Below are 21,973 nucleotides of genomic sequence, written 5' to 3' on the forward strand. Positions count from 1 at the left end.
GTAACCGCACGAAATTATAAAGTGTGCACACAGTGCACTAAATGCACACAAAACCGTATTATTTTTATTTATTATGTATATAAACTATATGCTATATTAGATAGAAATGTAGAAAATGTATATAATACACAATCGAATATTGAAAATATCCTGAAAAAAGGGTATTATGTATATACAGCAAGCAGCTGGAAAGAAAACAAAAATGCAATAAATAAAAAGTGCATAATGTGCATTTGAACGAAAGCAAGAGGTATAAGCGTTTTATGTCAAAATTATTCTACAGGCCAGAAGATGCATGGGTGGGTGATTTGATTCCCTATTATGAAGATGGACTATACTACGGATTTTATCTACATGATCCAAGGTGCAAAAAAGATGAATATGCGGAAGAAACTACATGGCATCTGGTAACAACGAAAGACTTTGTTAATTTGGATTATCATGGGGAAGCAATTAAAAGAGGCGGAGAGGATAAACCTAATAAAAATGCATATACAGGTTCTATAATAAAAGATAAGGATGGAATGTATTATGCATACTATACTGCCTATAATGCAGATATTAAGATTAATGGAAAAAGCGTACAGTCTGTCATGAGGGCAAAAGGCAGAGACCTTTATCATTTGGAAAATGAGGAAGATTTTTTGTTTGTAGCAGATGATACTATATATGAAGCCTTTGATTGGAGAGATCCATATGTATTTTGGAATGAAGAAGAGGAACAGTATTGGATGCTTTTAGCTGCCAGAAGGAAAAACGCAGGAGCTATAAGAGGGGGGTGCATTGCACTTTGTAAATCAAAGGACTTAAAAAACTGGAATTATGCGGAACCATTTTTTGAACCGAATATGTATGTAACCATGGAGTGTCCGGAAGTTTTTCGGATGGGTGAATGGTGGTACCTGGTATTTTCTACCTTCAATGACCGCTTCGTAACCCATTACAGAATGGCTGAAAGCCTTAACGGTCCTTGGATTATTCCGGAAGATGATGTGTTTGATACGCGGGCTAATTATGCAATAAAAACGGCTTCCAATGGCAGGCAGAGATTTGCATTCGGCTGGATACCCAGTAAAAAAGGAAATAATGATTTTGGTGCCTGGGAGTGGGGAGGAACCATGGTATTCCATGAAATTATTCAAGAGAAAAATACGGGAATCCTTAAAATAAAACCAACGGAAGGAAGCAGATATTACTTTGATAAAAAGGAAGCGGTAAGGCAGTTTGAGCCATTTCATTGCACAGTAGAGAATGAAAATGGTATTTACCGGATAGAAGCTCATATGTTAGGCGCTGCTCTATTTCCAATACCTAAGGATGCATTTAGCCTGGAGTTTGATTTGGAAGTGGAACAGGCCCATGAATTTGGAATAGCAGTACATGCGGATAAAGAGATGGAAAAAGGGTATTTTCTTAAAATGGATCGCAGGAAGAATATGGCGGCATGGGACATGTGGCCAAGAAGTGAACAGGGCTTTTATCAATGGCAGATAAAAGGGGATGTGGCTTATCAGGTAGAAACGGTGAGAAGACTTCCAGAGGGAGATAAATACCATATTTTCATGTTACGCGAAGAAGATATCTGTGTAGTATATATCAATAATGAAGTCGCCATGTCTACAAGAATGTATGATCATAAGGGGGAGTATGCGGGGGTGTATCTGATACAAGGAAAGGCAGCCGTTAAAAATTTAGTGATTAAAACAAAAGAATGACTGCTTGTAACTATTCGGTCACAATTTCTTTTGTTTAGATAAAGAAAAGGAGAGAATAATATGAAAAAAAGAATGCTTAACTTACTTATGGTGTTAGTGATGATTATTTCGCTTGTAACTGGGTGCGGCAGTAAAACCGACAGTACAGAACCTGGTGTCACTGAAAATCAGACAAAATCATCGGAAAAGACTACGGTTGTAAAATGGCTTGCGTCCAGACCTGTTGACGGTGCTATTGATTTAACCATGAGAGAGATAGCTAAGAAGTACAGCGAGGAACATGATGGAAACTGGGTACTGGATGTGGAAACCACAGCGGACAGGCCCTCCTATTTACAGAAATTAAAGACGTTAATTGCCGGAAATAATATGCCTGATATTATTGACATTGATGCAAATCCATACTGCAAGGAACTGGTGGATGCAGGTTTATTGGTAGATGTAAAATCTTTTCTAAAAGAAGAGGAAAAATATGATGACTTTTATCCAATTGCATTAAAATACCAGGAATTTACCGATGGGTCAATGTATACCCTGCCTTTAGAATATCATGTTGAAATGATTTGGTATAACAAAGAAATCTTTGCTGCAAATAATATTGAAGTTCCAAAAACCATGGATGAATGGTTAGATGCTTGTGCGGCCTTAAAAGGGAATGGAATAACACCAATATCCGTAGATGGTGTTGACAGATGGCCGGTACAGCGTTATCTGGCAATGTTGCCTTTCCGTGATACAGCCAATGATTATATTGTTAATCTTCGTGACGGTAAAGCTTCTATGGGTGATGAAACCGGAATGAAAGCAATTAAGTTCTTGAAACAAATGGGACAGTACTTTAATGAAGGTTTTGCTGCAACTGATTATGCAACCGCACAGTCCCTGTTTTTGGATGGTAAATCAGCAATGTACTATATGGGGGACTGGGAACAGGCGGCAATGTTAGATCAATATGAAGCTGGAAAGATTGATTATTTCTATCTGCCCACAACCCCGGACGGTAAAACAGGAGCTAATGAATTCTGCGTAAACTCAGGCATAGGAATGGCATTTAATATAGATACATTTGATGCGAAAACAAAAGATTTCATACTCTATGTGATAGAAAATTACGGCAAAATCTATGCCGGAAGACAGCAGATGTCTCCGATTAAAACAGAGTTACCAAAAGATATAAAATTTACTGATCTTTATTTAAGAATTCAGGATGATATGAATAATACGGGCGAACATTTCCTAAAACCTTGGGATACTTATCTGGACTCAAGTACGAATTCCATAATGCAGGACAATATGTTATTATTAGCAGCCGGGGATATGTCCGAAGAGGAGTTCGCTGGGTTAGTGGATGATTCAATAGCAGCCAGTAAAAATTAAATTAAAAATATTGCATCCGGGGAGATTTGTTCTCGGATGCAATTAATTGAGGTGACCTATGGGAATATTAAAAGATAAAAGATCATTCTGGGTATTTTTATTACCGGGATTATTATTTTATATACTGGCCGTTTTCTATCCCATTGAAGAATCCATTCGTTTAAGTTTTATGAAATGGGGTGGAATCGGGGATAAGAAATTTGTTGGATTTGATAATTATTTTGTAATGTTCAAAGACAAAGTGTTTTATAAAGCTTTTCTGAATAACCTGATTTACTTATTAATTGTTGTTTCCATGCAGCTATTAATAGGTTTAGTATTTGCAATACTATTATCTTATATGAAAAAAAGGGTTACATTAATAAAAACTTTGTATTATGTACCGTGTATAGTAACTACTGTGGCTGTAACACAGCTTTTTAGAAGTATGTATGCAACAGAACCGGTGGGATTAATAAACGAGATACTGAATGCGATCGGTTTAGATAATCTGGCAACATCATGGCTTACTAATGTTAAAACAGTTTTAGCCTGCGTATCTGTTCCGGAAGGATGGAGATTCACAGGTATGTATATGGTTATTTTTTATGCAGCACTAGTTTCACTGGATTCATCAGTTTACGAGGCTGCTAAGGTAGATGGAGCCAATGAATGGCAGATATTAATGAAAATAAAATTGCCGTTGATAAAACCTATTCTTTTGCTGACATTAACGATGTGTTTGACCGGTGCTCTCAGAGGATTTGATATTCCGTTTTTATTAACAAGTGGCGGACCCGGAAATGTAAGTGAATTAATGTCCACATATATGTATAAAAAAGCATTTTCAAGTAACCAATATGGCTATGGCAGTGCGCTTGCCGTATTCATAATCATAGAGAGTATTTTGGTTGTTTCGATTTTAAGAGCTGGTTTTACTACCAAGGAAGACAGAGAACTTAAGAAACAACAAAAGATAAATGACAGGGAAAGGAGAGCGAAAAGAGCATGAAAAAGAAAATCGGAAAAATAGTATTCAACTTAATTATCTTACTCTTTTTGGTTATTCAGCTATACCCGATCATTTGGCTTTTTATGGCAAGCATTAAGCCAACGGTAGAGTTGTCCTCAACTCCTTTTGCGTTACCTCATAATCCTACCCTAAACAATTTTATAAAAGTCTTTTCAGATGGTAAAATAGGGTTTTATATTTGGAACAGTATTAAGGTTACTGGAATTTCTTTGCTCCTGATTATAGCATTAAGTGCAACTGCCGGATTTGCATTGGCAAAGTTTAACTTTAAAATTACGAAAAATATTTATGGATTTTTCACCTTCGGTATAATGATTCCGGTTCAGATTACTTTAATTCCATTATTTATTTTTTATAGTAAATTAGGGGTACTAAACACTTCATTTTCTCTGATTTTACCGCAGGTTGGGTTTGCACTGCCACTTTCGGTTATGATGTTCTGCAGTTTTTATGGCTTTTTGCCCAATGAGTTATTGGAAGCAGCAATTGTAGATGGATGTAGTACCTACCGTATTTTTGCAAAAATTGTTTTTCCACTGGCGCGAAACACGATAATTACTATAGCGTCGATGTATAGTATATTAATATGGAATGATTTTATTTTTGCTAATACATTTATCAGCGATGATGCTGCAAAAACAGTAGCAATGGGTTTAAAAGACTATGTTGGTGCTTTCGGTAATGTGGATTGGGGATCAACCTTTGCAGCGATAACTATTACGATATTACCCCCTATGATTGTCTACTTTGCATTGAACCGATGGGTTACTGCGGGTATGACTATGGGAGCAACCAAAGGATAATTTTATGTAGTTATTAATGGGAATAACTATTTCTAAAGCAATAAAGAAAAAAAGTGTGGATTTTATGGTCTCACACTTTTTTTATAATAAGTTTTTTAGTACCGGAACTAAAGTTTTTTGTTTGAGGCTGTGTAAACTAAAAACTTTGGATATTAATAAATCTGATTAGAGAAATGTTTCTTTACCGTGGATTCCCGGTAAATAGCATCGGTTTGAAGATAAGTTATAGTGTATGGAAGGGAAGGGTTTTGAATCCGATCCAATAGCTTTTTAGCAGCAATGATCCCCATATCAGAACTGTGAGAATTTACAGTGGTCAGATGGGGTTCTACAACAACAGAAGCCGGAACGTTATCAAAACCGGTTACAAGAACGTTTTTGGGTACAGTGATATTCAGGTCTTTTAAACAGGAAATTAGCTGAATTGCCAAGGAATCATTGGCACAAACAAAAAGTTCCGGTAATGGATCCATCATTTTTAAATTAGAAATCAACCACAAACGATCCCAGTATTTTAAATCATCTTTTTCAATAATACAGAAAGATTTATTAACTGTTAGATCACAGCCCTGGAGAGCCATACAGAAACCAGTCCAACGTTCGTAGAAACTTAAACAGTGTGTATAGGATCCTACGAATCCAGCCCGGTTAATACGGTGTTCATAAAGAAGTTTTTTAACCATATTGGCTAATCTGTATTTACTTTCCATTAATAAAATATCTGCGTTTAAGTTGTCTTCTGCTGCAGTGTAATAGGAATCGATAAATAAAACCGGTTTATTCAAAGAGCTGAGCATTTTACAATATTCACGGTCAAATAATTCCACACATAAGATTGCGTCAATATTATTTAAGTCAAAAGTATTCGGCAGCCGTAAATAATGAATATCAGTATCCTGGATAGTAAATAGGGATAGGGTATACCCATATTTACTGATTTCCTGCTCCATTGTGGTTAACAGGGAAGAGCCAATATGCTGCTTATCCGGAAACTTATGAAATGTCAGGGCAATGTTGCCATGGATATTAGGAGCAGCATTTTGTTCTGAGGATTTAATAATATTAAAGGATTCTGGCATAGTGGAAAATTGTCTATAATTCAGTTCCGCCGCTCTCTTTAAGACCTTCTGTCTGGTTTTTTCTGAAATATTTTCACTGCCATTTAATGCTTTAGAAACGGTAGTGCGGGAAAGATGAAGTGAATCTGCAATATCCTGCACTAATATTCTTTGCTTTGCCATAATGTTAAAAATTCCTTTTCTTTATCTCTTTTGTAAACCTAATACAGAAGTTGGTTTACAATTTTTATTATATCACAGAAAGAATGTGCACGCAATATGTTTACAAATAGTAATTATGTTTACAAATGTAAAAATTTAAAAAATTAAATAGGCATATAAAACATACAAAATATATAAAAACATTCTGTTTGATTTGTTTGAATATACAAATCAAACAAAGACAGATTGACAAATGTTTAAAAAGTGTTAAAATAAATTTACACATAAGAAATACAGATATATAAATAAATTGAACATATGTAAAAGTTTTAAGGAAAGTTATGAAACGTATGCAACAAAAAATAGGCCGGACCTATTGAGGCCGGCTTTATTCTAACAAAAAAGGAGAGAAGATAATGGATTTATTTTATACTCCGGAATATGCAAAAACCGGTGATGTAATACCTTTTTATAATGAAGAATTGAAACAGTTTGATCATTATTACTTAAAGAACTGGAATCCGGATGCACCAAAGGACAAAATTGTTCATGGCTGGCATCGAATTACAACCATGGATAACCGGAATTATATTGAAACGCCTACAAAAATCCATGGAGGAACCGGTTCCGTTATTAAAGCAGATGGCCTGTACCATATGTTTTACTGCACATTTGATCAGAATCCCCCTGCGCAGTGGGCCAGACATGCAATCAGTAAAGATCTGACCGAGTGGGAGGACGTTCCGGAGGATAAGTTCGGTCCGGATGGTGTGATTTACAATATGTCTGACTGGAGAGACCCTTATGTATTTTGGAATGAAGAAGAGAATAAGTGGTGGATGCTTCTGGCAGCCAGAGAGAATGCTCCAACGGAAAGAAACGGTTGTGTAGCTCTTTGCGCATCAGAGGACCTGTCAAAATGGGAATATAGAAAGCCGATCTATGCGCCACGCTTTAACCAGGCAGCAAACGAATGCCCGGATTTATTTAAAATGGGTGACTGGTATTATCTGGTATACTCCAATTATACGGACGGTTTCTGTACTTATTACAGGATGAGTCAATCTTTAAACGGTCCCTGGATTCGCCCGGAAGTGGATACTTTTGACGGTAGGGCTTTTTATGCGGCTAAGACCGGTTTTGACGGAAAAGACCATTATGTATATGGATGGAATCCCACCAGAGGCGAGAATGGTTGGGGATTTGACCCGGGTAAAGACTTCGGTAAGGATTATAAAACCTGGAACTGGGGCGGCTCTATTGTAGTGCATAAGATTATCCAGCGCGCAGACGGTACCCTGGGAGTGTGCCCGGTAGAAAGTGTGGCAAATGCATTTAATAAAATACAAAATGCCAGCTTACAGTCCTTAACCGGAAACTGGGTAATAAATAAAAATACAGCAGTCTGCGAGTCTATGGATGGCTTTTCTTCCGCAATTGGTGATAAAATTCCGGAATTATGCTGTATTAAGGCGAAAATCAAATATAACGGAAATCCAACCCGATTTGGTATTGCCTTACAAGTGGATGATACTTATGCACAGGGATATTATCTGATGTTTGAACCCTGGTACAACCGTATACAGTTCCGTTCCGGACTTCGGATGTATGAACAGGGAGGGCAGATGTTCCCTTATGCAGTAGAAATGGAACGTCTGATTAAACTGGAAGCGGGGAAAGAATATGAGCTTGCAATTTATATTCAGGATACTCTTGCGGTTCTTTATGTAAATAATGAACTGGCATTTGGATTCCGTATGTACAATGAAAAGGATCGTCAGTTAGGTTTCTTTGTATCAGAAGGAACTCTGGAAGTAAAAGATGTAACCATTGAAGAGGAATAAGAAGAGTACACTAAGAAATAAATACCATATAGGAGGAAATATCATGTTTCATAACAGTATGGCAACATTGCCGATTTTAAAAACAGGTAAAAGCAGAACCATTAACTGGGAAAACAGGACTGGGCAAAAGGGTGGGGGAGGCATGGCCGCCAGCGATCTGGGCCCAGAGAGAAAAGGATCACCCTGTATTCCGAAAATATCGGCCGGTGAGACAGTGACACTGGCAGAAATGGAGGGACCGGGTGTCGTTCAGCACATATGGATTACCGTAACCGACCGTACCAGCGGCCGCAACCGATATGTACTTAGAGATTTGGTGCTGCGTATGTATTGGGATGGGGAAGAAACACCTTCTGTGGAAAGTCCTTTAGGCGATTTTTTCTGTTGTGGATTCGGTGTTTCCTATCCGGTTAATTCTATGCCTATCGTTGTAAACCCGACCAGGGGATTTAACTCGTATTTCCCTATGCCGTTTGGAAAGAAAGCAAAAATTACGATAGAAAACCAGAATGATGAAGATATTAATGCATTTTTCTATCAGGTGGATTACTGTCTATATGATGAACTTCCGGAAAATACTGGCTATTTTCATGCTCAGTGGAGAAGACAGCGTCTAACCGAAAAAGGCAAAGATTATGTAATCCTTAACGGAGTGAAAGGAAAAGGCCAGTATGTTGGTACTTACATGGCACTTACGACCTTAGAACGTTATTGGTACGGAGAAGGAGAAGTAAAATTCTATCTGGATGGTGATGAAAAATATCCTACAATTTGTGGAACCGGAACGGAAGATTATTTCGGAGGTGCCTGGAGTTTTGCAACCCAAGAGAACGGCAGGACCATAGAAAATACCTATTGTACACCATTTATGGGGTATCCTTATTATTCCCATCATGATACTTTTATCCATAACGATTACCATAATGATGATCAGATGCCCCAGAGAAGCTTCTATCGTTGGCATGTGATGGATCCAATTCTATTTGAGGAAGATCTTAAAGTGACGATTCAGCAGATTGGGGTATACCACGGCGGCTTATTTGAAAGACAGGATGATGTGGCAACAGTAGCTTACTGGTACCAGACAGAACCCCATAATCCTTTCGGAACGTTAATGGAACGTAAAGAACGCTGGCCCAGATAAAGAAACGAGAAAAGATACCGAAAAAAGGGCAATTAAAAATTAAAGATGATAGAAACGAAGGCTAAGAGGGGAAGAGAGAATGAGTAAAGTGTTAGAAAAAGCCAGAAAATATGAAATTGAAGTTTCAAAACAGATTCCGGAGGGACAAAAACCATCCTTCCATGTATGTGCACCGGTTGGCTGGATTAATGACCCTAACGGTTTTTCACTGTATCAGGGAGAATATCATTTGTTTTATCAATATGATCCCTATCATGTTACTCAGGGGTTAATGCACTGGGGACACAGCAAATCAAAAGATTTTATTAAATGGGAACAGCTGCCGTGTGCTTTGGCACCGGATTCCAGTTATGATGGGCAGGGTTGTTTTTCTGGCAGTGCAGTGGAACATGACGGAAAACATATCCTGATGTATACTGGTGTACTGGATAAAGAACAGGAAGACGGTTCCAGATTACTAAGGCAGACACAGTGTATTGCAATAGGAGACGGAGTGAACTATGAAAAACTGGATAGTAATCCGGTGATTACTAGTGATTTGCTGCCGGAAGGAAGCAGCAGGGAAGATTTCAGGGATCCGAAGATCTGGATAGAGGGAGAAGACTTCTATGCAATAATTGGAAGCAGGAGTGATAATACCGGCGGTCAGATTGTCTTGTTTAAATCCAAAGATGCAAAGAACTGGGAATATTTAGGTATTGTAGATGAAAGTCGAAATGAATATGGAAAGATGTGGGAGTGTCCGGATTTCATTTACATAGACGGCAAACTGGTATTGCTCATTTCACCCACAGATATGCTGGCGGAAGGTCTGGAATTTCATAATGGTAATAATACCATATATATCCTTGGGGATTATGACTTGGAAAATCATAAACTAATCCGGGAACGTGTAACAGCCATAGATTATGGACTGGATTTTTATGCACCGCAGACACTGGAAACCGCAGACTGCAGAAGGATTATGATTGCGTGGATGCAGAGCTGGGATAACCATATCACACCGAAACACTTTAAATGGTCCGGTCTCATGACGGTTCCAAGGGAATTGTGTGTAAAAAACGGAATATTGTATCAAAATCCGGTAAGGGAATTAGAAAATTATTACCAGGACAAAGTAGAGTATGAGGCAGTAACTGTAAATGGGGAAAAAGAATTTATCGGTATTCAGGGCAGACAATTTGACATGACTGTGGAAGTGGAGACCGGTGATTACAAAGAATTTGCTGTCCGCCTTGCTGCAGATGATAAATGTTATTCGGTTCTGCATTATAATGCGAAAGAAAATACGGTGACATTTGACCGTACTTGTTCCGGACTGAGTAAGGATATCATACATAAACGTTCCATGTATGTAAAAGAGCAGGGCGGTAAAATAAAACTACGTATATTGATGGACAAATATTCGGTGGAAGTTTTCGTAAATGACGGAGAACAGGCGATGACTTCTCTGATTTATACTTCCATGGAAGCGGATCAAATCCGATTCCTTAGTAAAGGTGAAGTTAAATGTAACATCGTCAAATACGATGTTGTAATATAATAGATGAGGGCCGCCGCACCAGGAAATAAGACCGGAACAATAGACCGTTTACTTTTCCTGATGCGGCATTGTTATGTACAATAAAAGACAGGTGGCTGATAATGACAAAAAATATGACACAGGGAAATCCAATGAAAGTAATTTTTGCTTTTTCATTTCCTATGCTGTTAGGAGGGATCTTTCAGCAGATTTATAATATAACTGATGCATTAGTCTTAGGGAATTTTGTAGGATCACGGGCGTTGGCAGCGGTGGGGGCTACCGGCTCGGCTACCTTTTTTCTGTTAGCGGTGGCATCGGGACTAACAAATGCTTTCGCTATAGTCATTGCACAGTACTTTGGTGCGGGAGATGAGAAAAAAGTACGCCGTACGACAGCAGGTACGATCTATATTATGGCTGCGGCCGGAATTATTTTATCCCTGGCAGGCATTTTCGGTGCAAGACCGCTGATGGAACTTTTGCAGGTTCCTGAGGATATCAGGGATCAATCTGTTGTATATATCCATATATGTGTCGGAGGTTCGGCGGGACAGATTGTGTACAATGGTGCTGCATCTATTCTGAGGGCAGTAGGGGACAGCCGGACACCTCTTTATTTTCTTATTTTTTCTACGGTACTCAATGTGGGAATGGATGTCCTGTTTGTCACAATACTGCATATGGGAGTGGCAGGTGCGGCAACGGCCACCATTCTATCACAGCTTACAGCAGCCGTTCTGTGTGTGGTTTATATTTACCGAAGATTTGCAATTTTCAGACTGCATAGGGAAGATTTCCGGCCGGAGTTAAAGATAATCGGAATAATTGTAAAAATCGGTCTTTCCATGAGTATACAGAGTATTCTTCTATCCATTGGTGAGATGACGGTCAGTGCGGTGGTAAACGGATTTGGTACAGATGTGGTAGCCGCATATACAACCGGCAACCGGGTGCACCAAATAGCAGCATTGGTGTTTTTGAATCTGTCTCAGGCCTTTGCATTATATGCCGGACAGAATCTGGGTGCGGGGAAACTGGATCGTATAGAGGAGGGCTTTAAAAAAGTGGCACTGCTGATTTTGGGTTTAAGTGTTGTGGCCGGGATATTTATTTTCTGTTTTGGTGAACAGTTTGTGCGAGTATTTATCTCTTCTTCCGATACCCATGTGGACAATGTAGTAAAAGTAGCAGGCGGTATGCTGAGGATTATTTCCTTTTTTTATCCTTTCCAGGGATTAATCTGGCTTTATAACAATACGATGCGGGGGATGGGAGAGATCATGATACCACTGATTTCCGGTATCATTGAACTGGCTGTTAAGGTAGGACTTTCTATTATGTTGGCAGGGTTATTTGGTTATGTCGGTATCTGGTATGCCGGACCGATTGGATGGGTGCTGGGAATGCTGCCTGCTTTTATTTGGCTGCACAGCGGAAAGTGGAAAAATCATGTGGATAAAATTGTCGGATAAAGAAGAAAATTCTCAGTTAATTATACTATTAAGTTAGATGCTGCAATAACGATAATATAGCAGAAACAAGGAAATGATATTTTTCCTTGACCGGTAGATAAAGGAAACTTGGCCAGGTAGATATTCTTATAATATAGGAAAAGGAGACACAAATATGAAAAAATTTGATGCAGTAGCACTCGGGGAGTTATTAATTGATTTTACAGATAATGGGAGGAGCATCCAGGGGAATACTATATTCGAAGCAAATCCGGGTGGGGCACCTTGTAATGTACTGGCCATGCTGAATAAATTGGGCCGTAAGACAGCATTTATCGGCAAAGTCGGAAAGGATATATTCGGAGTTAAACTAAAAACTGAATTGGAGGAAATCGGGATCGACACCTCCAACCTGGTTATAGATGAGGAGGTCCGCACCACACTGGCCTTCGTGCAGACTTTCGATGGCGGGGACCGGGATTTCTCTTTTTACCGTAATCCGGGTGCGGATATGATGTTAACAGCGGAAGAAATTCAGGATAGTCTGGTAACAGAAGCAAAAATTTTTCATTTCGGAACTCTTTCCATGACCCATGATGGGGTACGGGAAGCGACCAAAAAAGCCGTTACCCTGGCAAAATATAGCGGAGCGGTAATTTCGTTTGACCCTAACCTGCGTGAGCCATTGTGGAAATCCCTGGATGATGCTAGGAAGCAGGTTGATTATGGTTTATCCCAATGTGATGTATTAAAAATCTCTGACAATGAGCTTTTATGGTTTACTGAAGAAAAGGAGTTTGATGCAGGAATTTCTGTAATTCGTGCTAATTACCATATTCCGCTTATCTTACTGTCCATGGGACGGGACGGCAGCCGGGCTTATTATAAAGATTTATCCGTGGAGGTACCTTCTTTCCTGCAGGAGAACACCATTGAAACAACCGGTGCGGGGGATACTTTTGGAGGAAGCTGCTTAAACTATGTATTGGAATATGGTCTTAATAACCTGGACGAAGAGAAATTAAAAGAGATGCTTACCTTTGCCAATGCTGCTGCATCTATTATCACCACCAGGAAAGGTGCATTGCGTGTTATGCCCGAAGCAGACGAAGTAAAAGCATTTATTCAAAACAGAAAATAAATACAAAATAACAAACAGTAATGTTAAATGGAGGAAATATGGTAAAAAAAAATTCTTAAAGCAGAATGATTTTTTGAACTATATCTTTAAATCAGTATTCCTAATCTTTATAATTTTTATTATAGTAAGTATTTTTTATAATTTATTTATCTATTATAAAGAAGAAGAGCATTATTCAGCCCTTGTTAAGAAAGGACAGATAGAAAGGCTGAACTATATTTCTAAAACCTTGGAAGAAGAAATCGGTAAAGTAAAGGTTGCGACCTATTTTGCAATGAAAGAGAATGCGGTTCTGGATTTATATGTAAAATTTAATTATGTGAATAGCCATCAGAAGAATAAATTATTAGAGGCTGTTGAGAAAAGATGTATGGAAATCAGCAATACAAACCCATATGTAAAAGATTGCTATTTTTATTTAAATAAATATAAAATTAAAATTTCAATTGATAATTATAGTAATATGAATCAAAATGAAATTCTTAAAATAATTGACTTGGCGAAACAAAGTAAAACATTGGTGAAAGCAGATAATAAAATTTTTATTGTTGATACCTTAAATATAGACTATTTAGGAGATAAATGGAGTTTGGATAATATTGCCGGAGTATTTGTAGCGGAGTTAGATATTAATAAATTAAAAAAAGAACTCAAATATGCAAAATTAACCGATAAGGATATGCTTTTTTTTACAGATAAGGATCAGGAAGAAATTTATATTAGTACAAAGACGGTAGAGGAATCTGTATTAAAACAAATTAATAATAAAAATATTTACTACAATCATGAAAAATATAAACTTCTTCACTCAAATATCGAAAACTCCCACTATCAACTAATTTATCTGGAAAAACAGGATATGATTTCAATGATATATCAAAGGGCGGTTTTAAATATTTTAGGATTTTCTTTGATTGTATTATTGACGATTACAGTCTGCATTGTTTTATTTTACAGATATGTTGTGAAGCCTTTGAAAATCCTCTTAGTGGATGCTTTTGGACAAGTAAAGGAATCAAATTTCAGTTATAGAATAACGATCCCCGGGAATGAAGTATTTGACGATATTTATCAGAACTTTAACAATATGGTGGAGCGGATTGAATTTTTGATTTCAAAAGAATTAAAGCAGGAAATTCTGGTGAATCAGGCAAATTTAAAACATTTGCAGGCACAAATCAACCCCCATTTTATGTATAATAGTTATTTTGTGTTATACAGACTTATTAAAATAAATGACAGAGAAAACAGCTTACGTATTTGTGAAAATCTGGGCAGGTTTTTTCAGTATATTACAAGAGATTCAAAAGATGAAAAGAATTTATCCGATGAAATAAATCTGGCGCAGTCTTATACCATTATTCAGGGGTATCGTTTTAAAAACCAGATAATAATCGATTTTGAGGAACTTCCGGAACGTTATAATTATATTATTGTACCAAGATTAATTATTCAGCCTGTCATAGAAAATGTTTTTAAATATGTGGTCGATGAAATTTCAAATGAAGAAGTGATTTTAAAGGTACATTATTTTGAAGATATGGATGATTTAATTATCTGCATTGAAAATTCCGGACATATAACAAAGGAAGAATTGGAAAAAATTCAGCAAAGACTCCTTTCACCTGAAGAAAATGAAGATATTACGGCATTAATTAATATTAACTACCGGTTAAATATTTATTATAAGCAGGAAAAATCAGTGGAAGCATTTCAATCCTCTTTAGGAGGGTTAGAGGTTCATATTAAAGTGAGGATGTAGAAATATGACAGAGAAAAGAAAATATACTTTATTAATTGTAGATGATGAACCAATAATTTCAGATGGATTAAAAATCCTTTTTGAAGAGGAATTTCCGGGGGTATTTCAAATTTATAATTGCTATTATCCATTAAAAGCGATCGAGATTTTTAAATTTTTCAAACCGGATATTGTGGTAAGCGATATTAAAATGCCTAAAATGACAGGGATTGAAATGGTTGATAAAATGAGAAAAATAAAAGATGAGATACATGTATTATATCTCTCCGGTTATGATGAATTCGACTTTGTATATTCTGCAATTAAGCAGGAGGCAGATGATTATATCCTGAAAACAGAAGGGGATGCAATGATTGTTGAGGCAATGAAGAAAATGCTTTTAATGATAGAAAAAAATAATTCATTTATAGAAGAATACCAATCCGTCCAAAACAAGATTCTTTATATGGAACCGGCCTATAAGCAGCAAGCGATAGGTTATATTTTAGATGGCATAATAGGCACAGAAGAAGAATTTGATCTTATTATGGCTGATTTAGAAAAACCCATAGCAAAACAAGCCGGATTTTTAATAATTATTGGAAGCTGTAAAGAAATAAATCCCAGGAAAGTACAGGAGAATATCCTGGAAACGGTACGGCAATTATTGATGAAAGCATATACGGGTAAGATTGATTTGATTCATAATACGATATACCGGAATAATTTTGTATGGATGATTGAGACAGAGGAGGCGGAATTACCGAAATTACTGCTGATATCCGTTGTTGATATACAAGAGAAGATTCAAAAAAATCTTGGAATTTTAATCTGTTTTGGTATCGCAGCGGAGGTAGTTAAATGGTATGAATTATCCGGAAAATATATGGAACTGTGGGAACAGATTCAAAGAAGTGTTATTAATGAGGAAAATAATATTATATTGGAAAACACAAGAAAGAATCAGGATTTTAACGGAGAAGACAGTACATTAACGGAAATGTTCGGTACGATTACAGAAAGATTCAAACTATTAAAAGAACAATTAGATACGGATAATTTTACGGCATTTCGTTATTTGCTGAAAGAACTATTAAGAATTCTATCTGAGGCTAAGAGACATTCTATGTATGCTTTGGAAATATTTTATTATATTTCCAATATTCTGATTTCTTACATTAACAAAACTAATATCCGAATCGAATTAACTTCCAGAATACAGTTAATTGCTTTATTTGACCCGGGAGTATTTCATTCCTGGAAACAGGCAGCTGATTATATCTTTGAATTAACGGATGCCATAGAAGAAATCAGAAATACAACAAACAGGAATGATATGGCGAATATAGCCGAAAAAACAAAATCCTATATCATTACACATATAGCGGATGATTTATGCCTGACCAAAATTGGATCGGTAATGGGATTTAACCCTGTTTATCTGGCAAGAATATTTAAACAGTTTGAAAAAGAAGGAATCAGAAATTATATTGAAAATTGCAGAATGGAGCTTGCATACCAATTAATTATGAATTCTAGGCTGAAAATATTTGAGATAGCAGAAAAATGCGGGTATCAGAACACTGCATATTTTATTAAGATTTATAAAAATCATTATAATATGACACCCCAGGAATGCAGGGAAAGAATGAATTTGTAATAAAAAAGCCTTGTTTACAGGTAATGTAAACAAGTGCTATTTTTTTTGCTATAAAAGTATGAAAAGTTTTATATAACTCCTTTGTGCCAACTGGTATATTAAATACTATAAAAGAGGAGGCGTTAGCAAGTGAATAAAAGGAAACGGAAAACAAAAAACTGGTTTTTGAGAGAATTACCATTTCATATTATGCTTTTACCAGCAGTTATCATAACATTTATTTTTAAATATATACCTTTTGCCGGAATTACCATGGCATTTGAAAAGTATTCTCCTTTAAAGGGTATGTTTAACCAAAAATGGGTAGGCTTTGATAATTATAAATATTTATTTTCATTACCCGGGTTTTCAAGTGTTATCTGGAATACGGTTTATATAGCATTATTAAAGATGATAGGTAATTTGATTCTTCCCGTATTGATTGCGCTGCTGTTAAATGAAGTCAGATCGAAAGCATATAAGAAAACAGTACAGACGGTGCTTTACCTCCCCCATTTTATTTCCTGGGCGGCACTGGCAGGTATCTTTATTGATATCCTTTCGCCATCTGGCGGTATTGTTAATCAAATGCTGCAATTATTTGGTATGAAACCGGTATTCTTCCTCGGGAATTCATCAGTCTTTCCTTATACAATGGTTGTCAGCGATATCTGGAAAGAACTTGGATGGGGGACGATTGTATATTTAGCTGCGATTACTGGAATTGATCCTACCTATTATGAGGCAGCAAAAATTGATGGTGCCGGACGTTTAAAACAAACATTATATGTAACGATTCCCAGTATATTACCCATGATACTTTTAATGATGGTCCTGAGTGTGGGTAATGTATTACAGGCCGGTTTTGAGCAGGTTTATAATTTATACAGCCCGCAGGTATACAGTACCGGGGATATTATTGATACTTTTGTTTACCGGATAGGTGTTATCGAGACCAGATTCGATCTGGCAACAGCGGTTGGCCTTTTTAAATCGGTTATATCTTTTATTCTTATAACGGTTGGTTATAAGCTTGCTGATAAAATGGCAGGATACAAGGTATTCTAGGAAGTGCCTTAAAGTATACCCTTGAGGCGCATAAAACTATATTTCAAATTAATTGTATGGTATATTCGGGAAACTTATGTAGTATGGAATTGCCTAGTGAAAATGAAAGGATACATACACAGCATGAAAATTAAAGAATCTTCTTCAAAAAAAGTATTTAATGTAATAAACTACGTTTTTTTAGGCTTACTGGGTCTAACCTGTATTTTGCCGTTGGTCAATCTGTTTTCCATTTCTTTTAGTGCAAGGGCATTAGTGGATGCGAATGCAGTGACATTCTGGCCGAAAGGTTTCAATACGGCTGCTTATGAGTATATCTTATCAAATAAGCAATATTATATATCCTTTGGAATCACATTATGCAGGGTAATTTTAGGTTGGGGTGTAAATTTGGCACTTATTATTTTAGTGGCTTACCCGTTATCTAAGGATGATAAGAGAACTTTCCGGTGCAAAAAAATTTATACCTGGTTTTTCCTCATAACAATGTGCTTTAACGGAGGTTTAATACCAACATTCTTAGTTGTTAGTAAAATGCATTTAGTTAACTCATTTTGGGCGCTGATTTTACCGGAAGCTTTACCTATGTTCTGCGTACTTATCATGTTGAATTTTTTCAGAGGGATTCCAAAAGCAATTGAAGAAGCAGCACTGGTTGATGGAGCAAATTGGTTTATTACAATGTTTAAAGTATATCTGCCATTATCTAAGCCGTCATTGGCTACCGTATCATTGTTTGTAATTGTTAACCACTGGAATTCCTGGTTCGATGGTATGATTTATATGAATTTACCGGAAAAATATCCGTTAATGACATATCTGCAATCTATGGTACTGAAATTTGATATTTCCAAAATAACTTCAGAAATGTTAATGAGAAATCCAAGTCTCATGGAGGTAACAGGCAGAGGTATTAAAGGAGCGATGATATTATTATGCACAGTCCCTATCTTACTGGTTTACCCATTCCTGCAGAAGTATTTCGTAGCAGGAGTAGTAATGGGCAGTGTGAAAGAGTAAGAAATTAAGCGAATGCTTAATTATAAATCAAGAATCAAAGGAGGATTTTTTTATGAAAGTTAAAAAACTATTATCAATGTTATTGGCAATTGTAATGGTTGTATCCCTTGGGGCATGTAGCAGTACGCCGGATGAAACTTCTGGTGGGGATGCATCCGTTACGGAAACAGGGGCTGAAACAACAGATGCATCCACAGATAAGCCTGTTGAACTGACCTATATGCACAAACTTTTTGGGGATGAGAAATTTGTTGGAAACGACGATATCAACAACAATGTATGGACCAGGTATTACAAAGAAAAATTGGGGATTAAACTGAATTACGTAGTTGCAGCGGCAGGCGATGATTATACCCAGAAACTTACCATGGCAATTGCATCCGATGATTTGCCGGATATAATGGATCTTCCCCCGGAAGAATTTAAGGAATTGGCTGATGCAGGGCTTTTATATGATTTATCGGATTTATATGATAAGTATGCATCTGATCTACTGAAACAGTCACTGGAAGCAGATGGAGGAACACAGCTGACGTCCGCTAAAGTCGATGGCAAATTATATGGCTTTCCTCAACCGGCAGCATCGGATTCCACGGTTGATATGATTTGGGTACGGTCTGATTGGCTCAAAAATTTGGGATTAAGTGCACCAACCACCATGGACGAATTAATAAAGGTAGCAAGAGCCTTTAAAAATGATGATCCGGATGGCAATGGAGTAGATGATACTTGGGGTATCGGTTTTCAAAACAAGATTTGTGATAAAGACGGAGCCAGCCCGGGCAGTTTTGAAGGTTTCTTTGCCGCTTATGGTTCTTATTCCAAAGCATGGCTCAGAGGACAGGACGGGACCATCCAATACTCAGGCATTGAAAATGGAATCAAGGATGCATTAATACAGTTAAATACAATATATAAAGAAGGGCTGATAGATCCGGAATTTGGAGTAAAAGATACGACAAAGCTTTCCGAAGATATTGCATCCGGTAAAGTCGGTCTGTTTTATGGTACGGAAGGGATACCGTGGGGTTGTGCCAAGAGCAGTATTGAAAATAATCCGAAGGCAGATTGGGTGAGTCTTCCGATTGTATCTGCCACAGACAAACCGGCAGTAGCGCCCATGTATGTTAGAATTACACGCTATTTTGCAGTCAACAAGAACTGCAAGAATCCGGAAGCTATCTTTAAAATAGCCAATGTCTTCCAGGAGAAGATTAATTCTATTGATTCAGATGAAGAAACATTAAATACTTTTGGTGTAGATCCCGCAACAGGAGCTAATCTTGCTGCCTATGCAGCTATTGGTTTAGATCCTGCCATTCAAAAATGTAATACCTATTATTCAGAAATCAAATCAGTTTTTGATGGAAAATCGACAGTGGATCAGATTCATCCTGAAGCCGCCCGTTATTATAAGGTGATGAAAGAATATATAGACAGCGGTTATGATAAAACCAACTCATTGGGATGGAACTATTATAAATTTATCGGACCTGAGGGAAGCTGGAATACAATCATCAATGATTATAAAGCAAATAACAGAACCACAGAATCCTTATTCTTTGGTGCACCAACGGCCACTATGAGTACGAGTTTAGCTTCCCTTGATAAACTACAGTCGGAAACCTATGTTAATATCATTATGGGAACACAGGGACCGGATACATTTGATAAATTCGTCACTGACTGGAAAACACTTGGCGGTGACCAGATTACAAAAGAAGTCAATGAATGGCATAAAACTACTTTCGGGAATTAGTTGACTAAAATGAGCGAGGTTAAACAGATGAAAGGCAATTATAATATTTTTTATACCCCGGAAAAACAGTACCCGGGAATGCCTCATGGAGAGATGTGCGGTGATTTCATGCCGTTTTACTGGAAAGGCACGTTTTATCTTTTCTACTTATATAAATACTGTGTTTATGTAGTGGAAACAAAAGATTTTGTAAGGTATGGAATGCCAAAACTGGTATTACAGAACGGATCACCGGATGATCAGGACTGGCATATAGGCACAGGCAGTGTTTTCCATCATGATGGATTATTTTACTTCCATTATACAGGATTCTGTGAAGGAAACCATAATGTTGAGGGCAAAAATGAGCAGGTAGTAATGCGTGCTGTAAGTACGGATTTAAATACCTGGGTAAAGGATAAAGAATTCTTTTTTAAACCGGATATAGAACATTATGGTAACCTTCATTGGAGGGATCCTCATGTTATCTGGAACGAAGAACTTCAAAAATACTGTATGATTATTACAGCGACAGAAAAAGAAGGAGCCTTTTTAAGAAACGGATGTACAGCGGTGTATGTTTCGGATGATGTTAAGAACTGGAAGCACTATAAAAAGTTATATGCACCAAGAACTTTCATTACCCATGAGTGCCATGATGCATTTCAGATAGGCAAGTGGTGGTATTTATCTTTTTCTAACTATTCACGGTGGTGGGAGACGAGATACCGTATATCCGAAAGTTTTAACGGACCCTGGACTATGCCGGATTTTGATGATATGTTTGACGGAAGAGAATTTTATGCGGCAAAAACGGTATCGGATGGTACAAGAACGTATCTGGTAGGCTGGCAGTCAGTCAGAAAAGATTGTAAAGATGAAGAGAAGTTTGTGTGGGGCGGGAATGTACTTGTACATGAATTAGTCCAGAGACCGGATGGTACTTTAGGTGTCGGAATGGTAAAAGAAATAGAAGAATCCTTTCAAGAAAAAGTTCCCATGTCAATGATAGAAAGGCAAGGAGCCTGGAGTGGGACTGATATGATTCAAGGTGAATCAAAAGATGGTTTTGGCTGGGCAGAGATCGGCAGACTATCCGATACTTCTTTATTTGAAACAACAATTGAGTGGGAGGAGGGTACCAAAGCAGTTGGATTAATGATTCATACAAGTGATGAAAAATTAGAAAAATGGTGCCAGCTACGCCTTGAAATAACACATAATAAGATAGTTATGGATCGTTATAACAGAATTGACGGAGAGCAATACTACATGGATGAAAGACCTGTCATATTTCAAGGGAATAAAGCAACGGTTAAGTTAATTGTCAGCGGAAGTATTATGCTGGCATATGTAGGGGATGTGGCACTTTCTACCCGCTGCTACAGTGTTGATCCAGGCTCTGTAGGTATATTTGTAGAATATGGAAAGGTGAATTGCAGAGATACGAAGCTGCTTGGTCAAAAATAGTTAATTTTTGCCTGGTATCAAATCTTACAGGTGGATTTTATTTTGCTTCAAATAAGGAAACATAA

Annotated in this window: 16 protein-coding genes; 15 read left to right on the forward strand and 1 reads right to left on the reverse strand. The window is 37.2% G+C overall.

Annotated elements, in window-relative coordinates:
- The first annotated feature begins 263 nt into the window (after positions 1-263).
- The 4 genes from RBU59_RS22595 to RBU59_RS22610 are packed head-to-tail and all read left to right on the forward strand — an operon-like array spanning position 264 to position 4,907.
- Positions 264-1,715 (forward strand): GH32 C-terminal domain-containing protein, encoded by a 1,452-nt coding sequence (locus tag RBU59_RS22595; protein ID WP_308144736.1) that lies wholly within the window; start codon positions 264-266, stop codon positions 1,713-1,715.
- 60 nt (positions 1,716-1,775) lie between these two features.
- On the forward strand, positions 1,776-3,092 hold the full coding sequence (locus tag RBU59_RS22600) for an ABC transporter substrate-binding protein (protein WP_308144737.1): 1,317 nt from the start codon (positions 1,776-1,778) through the stop codon (positions 3,090-3,092).
- Positions 3,093-3,150: 58 nt separating this feature from the next.
- The gene (locus tag RBU59_RS22605; protein WP_308144738.1) at positions 3,151-4,083 is read left to right on the forward strand and encodes a carbohydrate ABC transporter permease; all 933 of its coding nucleotides are present in this window, start codon (positions 3,151-3,153) and stop codon (positions 4,081-4,083) included.
- Entirely contained in the window at positions 4,080-4,907 is an 828-nt protein-coding gene (locus tag RBU59_RS22610; RefSeq protein ID WP_308144739.1) for a carbohydrate ABC transporter permease, read from the forward strand. Before RBU59_RS22605 ends, RBU59_RS22610 begins: the two co-directional genes overlap by 4 nt.
- A 152-nt stretch (positions 4,908-5,059) precedes the next feature.
- Here the strand turns inward: RBU59_RS22610 and RBU59_RS22615 are convergent, their stop codons facing one another.
- Positions 5,060-6,148: a LacI family DNA-binding transcriptional regulator gene (locus tag RBU59_RS22615; protein WP_308144740.1), complete on the reverse strand. Its 1,089-nt coding sequence runs from the start codon at positions 6,146-6,148 to the stop codon at positions 5,060-5,062.
- A gap of 395 nt (positions 6,149-6,543) precedes the next feature.
- On the opposite strand from RBU59_RS22615, the gene RBU59_RS22620 reads away from it, so the two are divergent.
- The 11 genes from RBU59_RS22620 to RBU59_RS22670 all read left to right on the forward strand — a co-directional run bounded on the left by RBU59_RS22620 (position 6,544) and on the right by RBU59_RS22670 (position 21,908).
- Positions 6,544-7,971 carry a glycoside hydrolase family 32 protein gene (locus tag RBU59_RS22620; protein WP_308144741.1) on the forward strand — a complete coding sequence of 476 codons (1,428 nt, stop codon included), beginning with the start codon at positions 6,544-6,546 and terminating at the stop codon, positions 7,969-7,971.
- Between the two features lie 43 nt (positions 7,972-8,014).
- Entirely contained in the window at positions 8,015-9,115 is a 1,101-nt protein-coding gene (locus RBU59_RS22625; protein WP_308144742.1) for a glycoside hydrolase family 172 protein, read from the forward strand.
- 79 nt (positions 9,116-9,194) lie between these two features.
- On the forward strand, positions 9,195-10,658 hold the full coding sequence (locus tag RBU59_RS22630) for a glycoside hydrolase family 32 protein (protein ID WP_308144743.1): 1,464 nt from the start codon (positions 9,195-9,197) through the stop codon (positions 10,656-10,658).
- A gap of 101 nt (positions 10,659-10,759) precedes the next feature.
- The gene (locus tag RBU59_RS22635) at positions 10,760-12,112 is read left to right on the forward strand and encodes an MATE family efflux transporter (protein ID WP_308144744.1); all 1,353 of its coding nucleotides are present in this window, start codon (positions 10,760-10,762) and stop codon (positions 12,110-12,112) included.
- Positions 12,113-12,266: 154 nt separating this feature from the next.
- Entirely contained in the window at positions 12,267-13,232 is a 966-nt protein-coding gene (locus RBU59_RS22640; RefSeq protein WP_308144745.1) for a carbohydrate kinase family protein, read from the forward strand.
- 73 nt (positions 13,233-13,305) lie between these two features.
- A complete protein-coding gene (locus RBU59_RS22645; RefSeq protein WP_308144746.1) occupies positions 13,306-14,994 on the forward strand; it encodes a sensor histidine kinase in 1,689 nt (562 codons plus the stop codon).
- A gap of 4 nt (positions 14,995-14,998) precedes the next feature.
- The gene (locus RBU59_RS22650; RefSeq protein ID WP_308144747.1) at positions 14,999-16,633 is read left to right on the forward strand and encodes a response regulator transcription factor; all 1,635 of its coding nucleotides are present in this window, start codon (positions 14,999-15,001) and stop codon (positions 16,631-16,633) included.
- Positions 16,634-16,762: 129 nt separating this feature from the next.
- Complete coding sequence (locus tag RBU59_RS22655) at positions 16,763-17,680, forward strand: ABC transporter permease (RefSeq protein ID WP_330698386.1); 918 nt, start codon at positions 16,763-16,765, stop codon at positions 17,678-17,680.
- 123 nt (positions 17,681-17,803) lie between these two features.
- Positions 17,804-18,700 carry a carbohydrate ABC transporter permease gene (locus RBU59_RS22660; RefSeq protein ID WP_308144748.1) on the forward strand — a complete coding sequence of 299 codons (897 nt, stop codon included), beginning with the start codon at positions 17,804-17,806 and terminating at the stop codon, positions 18,698-18,700.
- A gap of 52 nt (positions 18,701-18,752) precedes the next feature.
- Positions 18,753-20,459 (forward strand): extracellular solute-binding protein, encoded by a 1,707-nt coding sequence (locus RBU59_RS22665; protein WP_308144749.1) that lies wholly within the window; start codon positions 18,753-18,755, stop codon positions 20,457-20,459.
- A gap of 27 nt (positions 20,460-20,486) precedes the next feature.
- Positions 20,487-21,908: a hypothetical protein gene (locus tag RBU59_RS22670; RefSeq protein ID WP_308144750.1), complete on the forward strand. Its 1,422-nt coding sequence runs from the start codon at positions 20,487-20,489 to the stop codon at positions 21,906-21,908.
- Positions 21,909-21,973: the final 65 nt, after the last annotated feature.

This window comes from Anaerocolumna sp. MB42-C2, assembly GCF_030913705.1.
Classification (GTDB): Bacteria; Bacillota; Clostridia; order Lachnospirales; family Lachnospiraceae; genus Anaerocolumna.

Bases quoted from the DNA above. Each gene is read 5' to 3' on its own strand.
- RBU59_RS22650 (WP_308144747.1), top strand. From the start codon at position 14,999: ATGACAGAGAAAAGAAAATATACTTTATTAATTGTAGATGATGAACCA.
- RBU59_RS22670 (WP_308144750.1), top strand. From the start codon at position 20,487: ATGAAAGGCAATTATAATATTTTTTATACCCCGGAAAAACAGTACCCG.
- RBU59_RS22620 (WP_308144741.1), top strand. From the start codon at position 6,544: ATGGATTTATTTTATACTCCGGAATATGCAAAAACCGGTGATGTAATA.
- RBU59_RS22640 (WP_308144745.1), top strand. From the start codon at position 12,267: ATGAAAAAATTTGATGCAGTAGCACTCGGGGAGTTATTAATTGATTTT.
- RBU59_RS22610 (WP_308144739.1), top strand. From the start codon at position 4,080: ATGAAAAAGAAAATCGGAAAAATAGTATTCAACTTAATTATCTTACTC.
- RBU59_RS22660 (WP_308144748.1), top strand. From the start codon at position 17,804: ATGAAAATTAAAGAATCTTCTTCAAAAAAAGTATTTAATGTAATAAAC.
- RBU59_RS22600 (WP_308144737.1), top strand. From the start codon at position 1,776: ATGAAAAAAAGAATGCTTAACTTACTTATGGTGTTAGTGATGATTATT.
- RBU59_RS22665 (WP_308144749.1), top strand. From the start codon at position 18,753: ATGAAAGTTAAAAAACTATTATCAATGTTATTGGCAATTGTAATGGTT.
- RBU59_RS22605 (WP_308144738.1), top strand. From the start codon at position 3,151: ATGGGAATATTAAAAGATAAAAGATCATTCTGGGTATTTTTATTACCG.
- RBU59_RS22595 (WP_308144736.1), top strand. From the start codon at position 264: ATGTCAAAATTATTCTACAGGCCAGAAGATGCATGGGTGGGTGATTTG.
- RBU59_RS22635 (WP_308144744.1), top strand. From the start codon at position 10,760: ATGACAAAAAATATGACACAGGGAAATCCAATGAAAGTAATTTTTGCT.
- RBU59_RS22615 (WP_308144740.1), bottom strand. From the start codon at position 6,148: ATGGCAAAGCAAAGAATATTAGTGCAGGATATTGCAGATTCACTTCAT.
- RBU59_RS22625 (WP_308144742.1), top strand. From the start codon at position 8,015: ATGTTTCATAACAGTATGGCAACATTGCCGATTTTAAAAACAGGTAAA.
- RBU59_RS22630 (WP_308144743.1), top strand. From the start codon at position 9,195: ATGAGTAAAGTGTTAGAAAAAGCCAGAAAATATGAAATTGAAGTTTCA.